General features: G+C 46.3%; 9 protein-coding genes. 2 read left to right on the forward strand and 7 right to left on the reverse strand.

Going from position 1 to position 11,197, the window contains the following annotated elements; translation table 11 throughout:
- Positions 1–15 precede the first annotated feature (15 nt).
- The 7 genes from C7457_RS06090 to C7457_RS06120 all read right to left on the reverse strand — a co-directional run bounded on the left by C7457_RS06090 (position 16) and on the right by C7457_RS06120 (position 8,858).
- The gene (locus C7457_RS06090) at positions 16–3,555 is read right to left on the reverse strand and encodes a cytochrome c3 family protein (protein WP_121171106.1); all 3,540 of its coding nucleotides are present in this window, start codon (positions 3,553–3,555) and stop codon (positions 16–18) included.
- Between the two features lie 18 nt (positions 3,556–3,573).
- Positions 3,574–3,969 (reverse strand): hypothetical protein, encoded by a 396-nt coding sequence (locus C7457_RS06095; protein ID WP_121171108.1) that lies wholly within the window; start codon positions 3,967–3,969, stop codon positions 3,574–3,576.
- 152 nt (positions 3,970–4,121) lie between these two features.
- Positions 4,122–5,241 (reverse strand): peptide chain release factor 2 gene (prfB, locus tag C7457_RS06100; RefSeq protein WP_211321823.1). Its coding sequence is split into 2 segments (ribosomal slippage): positions 4,122–5,165 and positions 5,167–5,241, totalling 1,119 coding nucleotides; the frame shifts between segments, so codons are not numbered across the junction.
- A gap of 33 nt (positions 5,242–5,274) precedes the next feature.
- Positions 5,275–6,366, reverse strand: coding sequence for a THUMP domain-containing class I SAM-dependent RNA methyltransferase (locus tag C7457_RS06105; protein WP_121171112.1), 1,092 nt, complete (start codon positions 6,364–6,366; stop codon positions 5,275–5,277).
- A complete protein-coding gene (gene lpxB / locus C7457_RS06110) occupies positions 6,363–7,451 on the reverse strand; it encodes a lipid-A-disaccharide synthase (RefSeq protein ID WP_121171113.1) in 1,089 nt (362 codons plus the stop codon). Before lpxB ends, C7457_RS06105 begins: the two co-directional genes overlap by 4 nt.
- Positions 7,452–7,453: 2 nt before the next feature.
- A complete protein-coding gene (locus C7457_RS06115; protein WP_121171115.1) occupies positions 7,454–8,023 on the reverse strand; it encodes an anthranilate synthase component II in 570 nt (189 codons plus the stop codon).
- 4 nt (positions 8,024–8,027) lie between these two features.
- Entirely contained in the window at positions 8,028–8,858 is an 831-nt protein-coding gene (locus tag C7457_RS06120; protein WP_121171117.1) for a metal ABC transporter substrate-binding protein, read from the reverse strand.
- A 63-nt stretch (positions 8,859–8,921) separates the two neighbouring features.
- Here C7457_RS06120 and carA point away from each other — a divergent pair, with 63 nt between their 5' ends.
- Positions 8,922–10,061, forward strand: coding sequence for a glutamine-hydrolyzing carbamoyl-phosphate synthase small subunit (gene carA, locus C7457_RS06125; RefSeq protein WP_121171119.1), 1,140 nt, complete (start codon positions 8,922–8,924; stop codon positions 10,059–10,061).
- Positions 10,062–11,186 carry a geranylgeranyl reductase family protein gene (locus C7457_RS06130; protein ID WP_121171121.1) on the forward strand — a complete coding sequence of 375 codons (1,125 nt, stop codon included), beginning with the start codon at positions 10,062–10,064 and terminating at the stop codon, positions 11,184–11,186. It begins immediately after the preceding gene.
- Positions 11,187–11,197: the final 11 nt, after the last annotated feature.

Below are 11,197 nucleotides of genomic sequence, written 5' to 3' on the forward strand. Positions count from 1 at the left end.
GCGATGCCCCCTTAATTAGTTCTTCTTCCTCTTCCTTCCGATGAAGAGACCAAGTAGACCTGAAAGGAGAGCTCCAAGGTTAGCTAAGCCGCTGGTTGCACTCTGAGGAGCTCCAATTGAACAACCGCCACCTCCACCGCCACCGCTTGAGGAGGAAGTTGAAGCAGTTGAAACTGAGGAAGAAGCACTTCCAACAACTGCAAAGTAGCTGAGCCTCTGCCTTGCAAAGGTTACGTATGGGTTTTCAGGATCAACGTTAAACTCAGTTAGCTTAATCCAGCTACGGCCGTCTTCACTTACCATAACGGCAACTTTTCCTGAAACCTTTGAAGGATTGTACTTAATGGTAAATGTAACTGGCGAGTTGAACTTGTTGTCTTTAGTATGAATGTCAAAAATGTCGGTAGCTAAAACAGGCTCTCTAATTCCTTCCTCCTTGGCTTTTTCAAGGGCACCCTCTTCAAGTTTAGGATCCTCAACTTTTTCAACTTTAACTGCTGTAGGAACTTCAACTGCTCCAGGTTGTGCAGAAATCGCAATCTCTTCGCTTTCCGGCCCGGTAACTGTTCCATCCGGTGTTAGTAGGAAGTAACCGGCGTACTCTTTACTCTCAACAGGAACGGAGGTAAACCTTGCCATTGCTCCTTGAGTTATAACGAACTTACCGTCCTTTACTTTAACTCCCTCTGGAACCTTCCAGTATCCGGCCTCTTTAGACTCCTTAATTGCCTCATCCGGTAGGGCGTAGGGAGCTAAGGTAATCTCCCTTCCTGCCTTCTCATCCCCACTCAAAACTGCAGGGCTGAGTCTGTTCTTACTTTCATCTTCACTGTGGCAAGCGTTACAGGAGAATACCCCGCTCTTCCTTGCACCGAGGGAGTACTCCTTCGGTAAAACTCCATGGTCAACTCCAAAGGGCGCAGTAAAGAAGAGGATTACTGGGTCGTGAGGATGGTCAGGGTCCTCAGCCTCAAGAACCTGCTTCAGAGCCTCCTTCATAGCCCTATACTCTTGGTCCGTGTTAATCTCAGGCTGGCCGTCACCATTATCATCGTCAATGTAGTCAGGAAGACCTCCGGGGTTCCCCTTAACCCAGTGAATTTTGAACGCAAACTTGTGGGTGTTAGGATCAATCGTTATACCCGGAACGCTCTTTTCCGGCTCTTCCGGATCAACGGTTGAGCATCCTAGAGGTTTACCGCTGCTATCATAAGCAGTTCCGTCAATTACCATGTTCATTTCCCTTGAGTAGAGGGCTCTTCCGGTCTTCGCATCAACCCAGGTTATAACCTGAATCGGGTTAATTAGACCGGCCTTAACAACGTCCTGACCGTCATCTCCAACCGTGTGCCTCCTGATGATTACCGGCTCCCACCTCCACGGGAAGAGGCCTTTTTTAATCTCCCAAGCGCCGAATGAGCTATTGTTTACCCTCATTTGAGCCCTGTACGGGTCCATATCAATACTTGTTATTGGCAAGAGAGTATCGTTCCCGTCGTTAGTCGTCTGCGCTATTACGTAGGAGAAGTTTAGGCCGTAAGTTGGAGAAGGTCCGAAAGCCGGAATTGCCCACTCAGGTGGAAACTGACTGATTTTAATGTTGCCGTTTTCAACCGTTAGGTTCATAAACCTGTTGTCAAACTGGTTAACGTATCCCATTGAATCGTCAAAGAACCTGAAGGTCCAGTAGGTTTTAAAGGGTATGTGGCATACCTGGCACATAATTGAGGAGATGTGGGCCTCTGCAGCAGGTCCAAACCAGTTTTCGTGAACCTTTGCAGCTGCCTTGTCTGAACCCCAGTGACACTTCTCGCAGGTCTGAACTGAAGGGTTGTAGTCAAGTGCTGGCATAACCTCACCGGCAGGGTCGTTCCCCTTTAGGAAGTTGTGGGGATTGTGCTTTAACTTCTCCTCCTCGCTAAGGTTGTCCTGGCCGTGACATGAGAGACAGCTGAGATCTCCCTTTTCACTGTCAAAGTGAACGTCGTAACCTACAGGAAGGCCTTCCGTTGCGCTTAAATCGGTGTTGATTTCCCCGTTTGAGTCAATGGCTATCGGAGCAACTGACGCATCGTTCTCGTGCTCCTCAGGAGCGTAAACCGCTGCTCTCTTAACTACGTCTGCTCCAAGGCCGATAATTCCCCTCCTTACGTACCAAGAAGGGAAGAAATTCTGGCCGTCAGGAGTCCACTTATTTCCTGTATCGGGAATTGCAAAGTGGCACTGGGCACACATAAGCCCCAGGTCCTTATCGCCACTTCCGGTGTGGTACTTTGAAACTCCATTCTCTTTTGAGCTATCCGGCTTAGCAAGTGAATAGGCTCCTGACGTTTCAAGTATGGGAAGGTCAACGTTTGAAAGGTCAACATCTGAAGCATAGTAAGTTTTAGCTTCAAACTGGCCCGTCTGTGGATCCTTTTTGAGGACGACAAAGGCAAGTGGTTTAGTTGGATCGTTAGGGTTTGCTACTCCCATGAGAGTTCCAGAGTCTGCCCAACCGAAGAAGAAACCAGCCCTTGCAAGGTTAACGATTTTTGCCTTTTCATTAGGGTCAAAGGGCTTATAAGAAAAGCCGCTGCTCATATCCGTTTGCCTTACGTAGAAACCACCTCCAACGTAAGGCTGCCCCTCAACCGTTGACTCGTAGAAGGCGTTCCTCAAGTAATCCCTTGCGGAGAAGTTTGGAGCTCCAAGATCAACGTAGAAACTGTCAAAGAAAGATGAGAGCCTGTTTTTATTCTGAGAGTCGTTATAGGTAAACTTGTTACCACCAAAAGGAGTATAGTCAATCTCAAACGAAGAGGTATTACCGTGCCTTAAGTTTCCGGTAATCACTGCTACTGTATAGCTTTGAAGCTTCTGTTTAGTCTGCTGGTCAACATTACTCAAGTCAATTCCAGAGTGCTGAAGGCAGTAACCGACCACGTCTGAGTAGTAGAGGGAAACTAACCTCTCAAGTGGATCAGAGTAAAAGGCTGCAGAATCTACCGTGTAGCCACTACTAATTTCATCACTTGTCAATTTTGGAGGAAATCCTAGGCTAACTTCAACAACTTTACCGTTAGGGTCCTTCTTAACAAATATGAAGACTCTCGGGTTTGCAGGAGTCGGATTTTCAGCCTTCCAACCGTTAGCAGTCTGAACAACTAAATTCTCTTTCTCTGCAAGGCTCCTTGAAGCGTGGCAGAGGAAACAGTCCGTATCAAGGACTCCAGACTTCTTCCAGTTAAACTTATGGGGCTTTCCTACGTAACCCCTTGCATACTCATCCTGGGTGTAAGAGAAAAGGTCCCCATCAACCTCTGAATCGCTGTAGTCTGCCTTTGAGAAGAAGCCCCTTCCATCCTTATCTTCGCTCCAGCTCTCCCCAACGTCGTGCCTCTCTCCCGTCTCCCTGTCAAACTCCATAATTCCACCGGAGTGACAAGCAGCACAGGTGAAAATCTTATCAGGAGTTCCTGCGTCAAAGGCGTAAGTAACGTTTCCTCTATAGTCTATCCCGTTGTTAAGCTCCGGAGCTAAACCTGGCTCCCTTGCTGGGTGTTTTGCCGCCAACTGGCGGTAGGAAGGAGGTCACCAGGCTCCATCATCACCAAAGGAGCGAATGAACTTACGCCAATCCTTCCCTTCAAGAACCCTCTTGGCTCCAAAGTCGTCGCTTAACTCATCCCATCCCCTTCCTACGTGGTAAGCTGAGTGGATAGGACCGGGAGACTTAACACCTCCCTTCACGTTTCCAGTAATTTTGGGGTGGCAATAACCACAGGTGGCCTCCCAGCTTACTGGAGCACCAGCACAGTACCTCTTCCCCCCCACAGTTATACAGTCATTTTCATTTAAAGTGTCAGCAATCTCATTTCCGTTAATGTCCCTTAAGGAAACTGATGGGTGAGAAAAGGCCTGAGCCGTTAGGGCCAGAAGGAAGGTAGAGCTCATCGTCAGAGCCCTCTTCCACCTAAAACTTTTCATTGTCCCCTCCTAATTAGAGCAATTTAAAGTTTATTTTAATTAGATTTTTAGAAAATTCAATATTACTTTTTATTGAATAAAAAAATCATAATGAATGACTCTTAAGAAAATAAAGTTTGTTTTATTAAATAAAACGAAAAAGGGAAAGAGACCTACTCCTCTCCCTCCGAAGCCTTTTTCTTAAGGTAGGCCTCTATAAACTGGTCAATATCACCGTCCATTACAGAGTTTACGTTGGAAGTCTCAACGCCGGTTCTCAGGTCTTTTACCATCTTATACGGGTGAAAAACGTAAGAGCGTATCTGATTACCCCAGGCTATACTCTTATGTTCTCCCCTTGCCTGGGCAATTTTCTCCTCCCTCTTCCTCCTCTCATACTCGTAGAGGCGAGCCTTTAAAATCTTCATTGCCCTTTGTCTGTTCTGTATCTGAGAACGTTCACTCTGGCAAGTTACAACTATCCCAGTTGGAAGGTGTGTAATCCTTACTGCTGAGTCCGTTGTGTTTACGTGCTGCCCCCCTGCACCTGAGGAGCGGTAGGTATCTATCTTTAGGTCTTCCTCCCTTATCTCAATATCTATCTCATCCTCAATCTCTGGGACGACAATTACTCCACAGAAGGAGGTATGCCTTCTGGCGTTTGAATCAAAGGGAGAAATCCTTACGAGCCTGTGGGTTCCATGTTCAGCCCTGAGTAAGCCGTATGCATAGGGCCCTTTTATAAGGAGGGTTGCACTCTTAATTCCGGCCTCTTCGTTCTCTTGAAGGTCAAGGATTTCCACATCATATCCCTTCCTCTCTGCCCACCTAGTGTACATTCTCATGAGCATCTGGGCCCAGTCGCAGGACTCCGTTCCGCCTGCACCGGCGTGAATGGTCACTATCGCGTTGTTCTTATCAAACTCCCCCGATAAAACTTTCTTTATCTCAAGCTTTTCAAGTTTTTCCTCTACCTCTTTTAGTAAACCTTCAGCCTCGTTAAGGAGGGAAGTTTCACCTTCCTCTTCCGCCATCTCTATCAGGACTTCAACCTCTTCAACTTTCTCCTCAACGTCCTTAACGGAGGAAATCTCTCCCTCTATCCTGTTTCTCTCCATTGAAACTTTCTGGGCCCTCTGGGAGTCACTCCAGAAGTCTGGAGAGGACATCTCCTCCTCAAGTTCCCTTAACCGTTTCTCAAGCTGGGGAAGGTCAAAAATACCCCCTTACTTCCGATAGTTTCTCCTTAACCTTTGAGAGCTCCTCCTTTAAATCCTGAACCTTCTCTATCATAAAACTTCCTCCAGATTTTCTTCAGCTAATAATTTACGCTTCTACTCTGTAAAGGCCCACCTTTATTCCACCGTTATCAAAGTAAGTAACCATCTCACTATCGGGACTGACTTCTCTAGCAAGGTTCCTATCTGGAGAGAGGAAGTAAAGGCTATACTCTCTAAAGGAATGCCTCACCCAGTTCCCAAGCTGTCTGTATATAAGCTCTGTATTCTTATAGCTCAACCTCTTTCCGTAGGGAGGATTTGTAACAATAACTGCCCTTTCAAAACTTAAATGGGGAAAAGATAAGTTCTTAAACTCTACCCACCTATCAACTCCCGCAGCCTTTGAATTTTCAACGGCCGAATCAACTGCAAGTGGGTCTATATCAAATCCAAGAATTGGAACATTCACCTTCCTTACTTTACTTAGAGCTTCCTCCTTTAAGGCCTCCCAGAGTCCTCTATCAAAGTTTTCCCACTTCATAAAGGCAAATTCCCTCTTTATCTCGGGAGGGATATTTGCAGCTATCAGTGCAGCTTCTATAGGAATTGTTCCCGAACCGCAGAAGGGGTCTATGAAAGGGACCTCTCCCCTCCAGCCCGAGATTAGAACCATTGCGGCAGCAAGGTTTTCCCTTAAAGGGGCTTCAACGTCTTTAACCCTGTAGCCCCGCTTGTGGAGGAGAGCTCCCGAGCTGTTTATACTTATAGTGCAGACGTCATTTTCAAACCTAACTATTACGCTCGTTCCCTCATCCTCGTAGGTCGTTAAGGGCGGTGTAAAGCCTAAGGCTTGACCTATTGCCTTTAAAACCCTCTCCTCAATTGCCTTCGTATGGTAGAGCTTTGAGTGGCGGGAGGTCGCCCTAATCTTTATCGGGAGCTCCCTCGTTATAAAACCCTTCCAGGGACACTTTGAAGCCTTCCTTACAAGTTCTCCAAAGTGCTTTGCCCTAAAGGTACACAGCCTAACTAAAACCCTGCTGGCGCCCCTAAGCCAAAGGTTCGTTAAGTAAACCTCCCTTAAACCTCCCTCAAACTCAACTCCTCCGGGAACAACCTTTCCATCAATACCAAGCTCCTTCAACTCCCCATTAGTCACTTCCTCTAAACCCGGCTGTGCCACTGCAAAGAGCTTCAACTTAACTCCTCCAAAATCTCTTCAGCCAAACGCTTAAAACAGTTTCCCTTTAATTTATTAACAACCTCCTCCCTCAAAGCCTCCTTAATCTCATCCCTCTTCCTATCAACCTCCTCAAGGGCCCTCAAAATCTCCTTCGGCTCCACCCTATCCTGAAGGAGCTCCGGAAGGACCTCCCTACCTGCAATTATGTTTGGAAGAGAAACAAATTTGGTCTTAACAACCTTTCTTGCAACCCAGTAAGTTAAGGGATTAAGCCTATAAACGACAACGTGGGGAAGATTAAGGAGGGCCGCTTCAAGGGAAGCTGTCCCGGAGGCTATCACTCCTAAACGGGAGTTAGACATAAGGTCGTAGCGCAAGCTCTCCGGTAGAAGTTTAACCGACGGGTTAATCCTATCCCTTCTTAGCTTTACTCTGTGAAAATCAACGGTTGAAGCAACTGGAATTGCCCAGTTTCCCTTAAAAACCTTTGAAGTTTCAAGGAGGGGTTTTAGTAGGTAACTAATTTCACTTTCGCGACTTCCCGGAAGTAAACAGTAAAGCTCTTCACTTAAACCGGTATTTTTAGAGAGCTCCTCTTTAGTTAAAGAGGGCTTAACGATATCAAAGAGGGGATTTCCTATAAAGGTCGCCTCAACTCCAAAACCCCTGTAGAAGTCAACCTCAAAGGGGAAGATAACAAAGAGCCTATCAACAAGCTCCCTTATTTTCTTTACTCTCCCCTCTCCCCAGGCCCACAGCTTTGGAGGAATGAAGTAAAGGACCTTTATTCCCCTCTTCTTGGACTCCTGGGCAACTTTAAGGTTGAACCCCGGAAAGTCTATGAGGAGAACCGCTTCTGGCTTCTCCCTATCAAGAAACTCACTGATTAACTTTTTAGCCTTTAGTATTCTCGGAACCTTCCTTAAAACCTCAAAGAGGCCAAAGGCCGTTATCTCTTTTGAGTCGTAAATCCTCTCAACTCCGCTTACTTTCCTGTGGAAAACCCCGTAGAGCTTCAAACTGGGAGAGAGCTCCCTCGCAATCCTCTCACCGTAAATTGAGCCTGAGAGCTCCCCCGTCACTATGAGGAGTTTCTTCATAGTTAGATTAGCTTTAAGAAGTTTTCAATTATCTTTATTCCATCTTCAGTTAAGATTGACTCCGGGTGAAACTGAACTCCGTATATGGGGTACTCTTTATGCCTTATTCCCATTATCTCCCCGTCATCCTCACTTTCGGCGGTTACTAAGAGCTCCGGCGGCAAGCTCTCCCTATCTATCACCAGCGAGTGGTACCTTATTGCAGAAAAGGGGTTTTTCATACCCTCAAAGAGGTACTTACCGTCGTGTAGAACGTTTGAAGCCTTCCCGTGCATTAACTTCTTAGCCCTAACTATCCTTGCCCCGAAGGCAAAACCTATCGATTGGTGGCCGAGACATATACCCAGAATTGGAACTTTCCCAGCAAAGTGTCTTATCGCCTCAACGGAAACTCCAGCCTCTCTAGGGGTACAGGGGCCAGGAGATATGATAAGGGCCTCCGGTCTCTTCCTCTCTATCTCATCAACGGTTATCCTATCGTTCCTGTAGACCTCAATGTCAGCCCCTAGCTTGCCGAAGTACTGGACTACGTTGTAGGTAAAGGAATCGTAGTTGTCTATCATCAAAATCATCACCTTACTCCTTTAAAGAGGTACATATTTTCTCTCCCCAGCTAGATAAGGCTTTTACGTAATTTCCCTCCGGAAGCGGATTGAGAATAAGGACCTTTGCTCCTACTTCCCTTGCAACGGTTTCGGGAACTTTCCTATCAGCAAAAACCTCACCTATTACAAGCTTTGCACCCTCTTTTTTAGCTTCTTCAATAACTTCCTTCAACCTCTCTGGAGTTATCCTCTCTTCGGGAGTCCTGGCTATTTCAATTACCCTAAGCCCGAAGGTTTCTAAAAGGGGCTTCCATACGGGGTGGTAGATTACAACGGCCCTACTCTTTGCACCCTTAAGGCAGGAACCTATCCTACCGACAAGCTGATCAATCATAGCAGCGTAGTCTTCAGCCCTCTTTGTGTAGTAAGTTTCCTTCTTCGGATAGAAAGCCGTTAACCTCCGTGCAACTTCAAAGTAAACCTCCTCCATAAGGATAGGGTTCATCCAGAGGTGATAGCCGGGCTCCTTAACCTTCGGGTACTTCTTTGAAAAGAGGGCTCCAAGGTTCAGTACCTTATTCTCATCAACTCCCTTAAGGGCCCAGTCGTCCAAACCGAGGCCGTGAACTATTACCAGCGAAGCCTCCTTTTCAAGCTTTACGTCCGAAGGTTTTGGCTCGTAGCCGTGGGGGGAAACACCACTTTTTAAAATTGAGTGGTACCTAAAGTCCCTTCCCCCTATGTACTCTGCAACGCTCTTCCAGACTGGAAGAGTTGTCACTACAAGGGGTTTTCTGCTCTTTTCCTCAAAACACCCAAAGAGAAAAGCTAGACCCAGTAGAACAAAGACTAGTCTTTTCATTACTTTAACCTCCGCCAGCTGTCACTGGTATAATTTAAGCCAATTTCCAAGTGGAGTAGGCAAATGCTAAAGAGGAAGAAAGCAATTCTCGCTTTAGAAGACGGAACTTACTACGAAGGCCTCAGTTTTGGGGCAGAAGGGGAAACTTACGGAGAAGTAGTATTCACAACGTCTATGACGGGGTATCAGGAGATAATAACCGACCCCTCATTTAAAGGACAGATAGTAACGATGACCTGCCCTTTAATAGGGAACGTCGGAGCAAACAGAGAAGACGTTGAGTCTGATGGACCAAAAGCTGAAGGATTCATAGTAAAGGAGATATCTGAGATCTATTCCAACTGGAGGGCGGAAAAGTCCTTTGAAGACTACCTGAAGGAGTACGGAGTAGTAGGAATCTGTGAAATTGACACTAGGGAACTAACGAAGAAGCTAAGAAGTGCAGGAACTATGAGGGGAGTTATCTCAACAGTTGACCTTGACGTAGACAGTCTAATTTCAAAGGCCCGTTCAATTCCTCCAATGGAAGGTTTAAACCTCGTTGATGAAGTTACAACGAAAGAGCCCTACGAGTGGGAACTTGGAACCTGGAAGCTGGGAGAGGGATACCCAAGGAGAAAGGACTTTAAGTACTCCGTTGTAGTCCTAGACTTTGGAATCAGGTACAACATCTTAAGGAACCTGGTTGACGTAGGCATAAAACCTACAGTAGTTCCGGCAAACACTCCCCCTGAAGATATCCTGAAGATGAAGCCTGATGGAATATTCCTATCCTGCGGCCCGGGAGACCCTGCCGCAGTAACCTACGCAATTGAGACTATCAGATACCTTATTGCAACCTACAACAAACCCATATTTGGAATATGTCTAGGACATCAACTTACTGCTCTTGCCCTCGGAGCTTCAACCTATAAGCTGAAGTTTGGCCACAGGGGAGCCAACCAGCCTGTAAAGAACAAGAAGACCGGAAGGGTTGAAATTACCGCTCAAAACCACGGCTTTGCAGTCGATGAAAGTACTCTGCCTGAAGAGCTTGAGGTTACCCATTACTCCTTAAACGATGGAACTGTTGAAGGGTTAAAGCATAAGACAAAACCCCTCTTCACAGTCCAGTACCACCCTGAGAGCTCCCCCGGCCCCCACGACTCAAGGTACCTATTTAGGGAGTTTGAAAGGCTAATAGGGGATTACAGGGGAAGGTAAATGGTCTACGATATAATCGTTTCCGGCCTCGGACCGGCCGGCTGCTCCTTCTTAAAGGAGCTCTCTGGTTCAGGGCTAAAAGTGCTTGCAATTGAAAAAGAGAAGTTTCCGAGGAAAAAACCCTGCGCCGGAGGGCTAACACCAAAAGCCTACAAACTCCTCTCCTCCCTTTTCCCAAAGCTAGAGAAGGTCGTAAGGGCCCGCTCAAAGGAGATAGAGCTCCACTACAAAAGTAGGACTTCATTAATAAAGAGTAGAGAACCTTTAACTTTCCTTACAGACAGGAGCGAACTTGACAATTTCCTGTTTGAGGAGCTCCCCTCTGAAGAGCTCAAAATCCACACGGGGGAAAGGTGCATCTCCGTAGAGAGGTTAGAGGACGGGAAAATATCTGTAAAAACAGATAAAGATTCCTACACCTGCAGAGTTCTAATTGTTAGCGACGGGGCAAACAGTAGAGTAGCAAATCAGCTTAAAGTGGAAAGGGATTTGGGGTTTACTTACGAAATTGACGTAGAAGGGAAAGGGGAAGATAGAATAGTAATTGACTTTACCCACTTTTCATGGGGCTACTACTGGGCCTTCCCAAAGGGAAACTTCATAACAACAGGAGTAGGGGAGTTTAAGAGTAAGGAGAACTTTAAAAGGCTCTACCAGCTCCTTAAAGAGTTTAACGAAAAACACGGATTCAAAGGAAAGGAAATCTGGAAGGGAGGATTTCCAATTCCAGCAGGAAAGGGAAAGAACGACGTCTACAGGGATAGGGTTCTCTTCTTAGGAGATGCGGGAGGTCTAGTTGACCCTTTAACAGGAGAGGGGATTTACTACGCAGCTAGAAGCGGGGTTTTAGCTGCTAAAGTTATTAAGTCTTCCTTTGAAAAGGGGAACTTCAAAGTCTTAAGAACCTACAAAGAGTTAGTTGACAGTGAAATGGGAGAGGAGTTTAAATGGGCAAGAATTACCGGAAGGCTCTTTTTTCCCCTTAGGAACTTAAACTTCTTCCTAATAGAGCGCTCAGAAAAGGTGTCCGCCATCGCAGCAAAGTTAATGTCGGGGGATATTTCTTATAGAGAGAGTTTCTTCTCCTTCTTTAAAGCTGTTCCAGGAGCCCTATTAAAAATCTAAATCGGGAGGGA

The organism is Thermovibrio guaymasensis, assembly GCF_003633715.1.
Classification (GTDB): Bacteria; Aquificota; Aquificia; order Desulfurobacteriales; family Desulfurobacteriaceae; genus Thermovibrio; species Thermovibrio guaymasensis.